Raw genomic sequence first — 1,079 nt, forward strand, 5'->3', positions numbered from 1 at the left:
GGCGCCTGCTGCGTTCACGCACTGGGGCGCGCCGGAGCCCTGGTAGGCGCGGTCGGCGGTGCGCGCGCGGGCCAGCGCCGATTCCCGGGCGCCCGCCAGGATGTCGTCGGCGGTGACGGCGACGTCGTGCAGGCTGACCCGCCCGCAGCGCCGGGTCGGGTCCAGGTTGTCGGGCACCTCAACCGATACCCCGGGCCGGGTGCGCTCCAGCACCAGCACGTCGTCACCGGCGGCCAGCAGCAACACGTCGGCCAGTCCCGCCCCCAACACGATGCCGGCTTCGCCGGCCGCGGTTCCGCCGTCCCTGGTGATCTGGCCGGCCAGGCCGATGCCGGCGGTGACGGTTCCGTCGATCAGCCCGGGCAGCAGCCGGTCGCGCTGCTCGGCGGTGCCGGCCGCGGCGATCACCGCCGAGGCGATCACCGTCGGCACGAACGGCCCCGGCGCCACCGCCCGGCCCAGCTCCTCGATCACCACCACGAGTTCGGGCAGCCCGAAGCCGGAGCCGCCGTTCTGCTCGTCGATGTGCAGGCCCAGCCAGCCCATCCCAGCGAGTTCACCCCAGAACGGCGGGCGGGCCTCGTCGGCGGCGTCCAGCAGTTCGCGCGCTGCCCAGCGGGCCTTCTGCGTGGTCAGAAATCCGCGGGCCACCTCGGCGAGCTGGCGATGGTCGTCGGTGAGTGCGATACCCATCAAGGCCTCCTGGATACTCCGGTGCGTTGAGCCTAGCCAAAGCCGCGCGGAGCGCTCACTTGGGCGCGAACCGCTGGCCGGCGTCGAGCCGCAGGCACTGCCCGTTGAGCATCGGATTGTCGACGATGGCAGCGACCAGTTTCGCGTACTCCTCGGGACGGCCCAGGCGGCGCGGGAACGCCGCGTCTTTGGTCAGGGTCTTGGCGAATTCCTCCGGGATGCCCTTGGTCAGCCCGGTCGCGAACAGGCTCGGTGCGATCGCCAGCACCCGGATGCCCAGCGACCCGAGATCGCGCGCCATGGTCAGGCACATGCCGGCGATGCCGGCTTTGGCGGCGGTGTAGGCGATCTGGCCGACCTGGCCCTCGAAGGCCGCGATCGACGAG

The 1,079-nt window shown here is 72.6% G+C and carries 2 protein-coding genes; both read right to left on the reverse strand.

What is annotated here, in order from left to right; all coding sequences use genetic code 11:
* Positions 1–693: acyl-CoA dehydrogenase family protein (locus AC2VON_RS20950; RefSeq protein WP_486954637.1), on the reverse strand; the 693-nt coding region annotated here is incomplete at its 3' end.
* A 55-nt stretch (positions 694–748) separates the two neighbouring features.
* A partial coding sequence (locus AC2VON_RS20955) for an SDR family oxidoreductase (protein WP_486954638.1) occupies positions 749–1,079 on the reverse strand: 331 nt, incomplete at its 5' end.

The organism is Mycobacterium sp. TH-M82 (assembly GCF_057473605.1).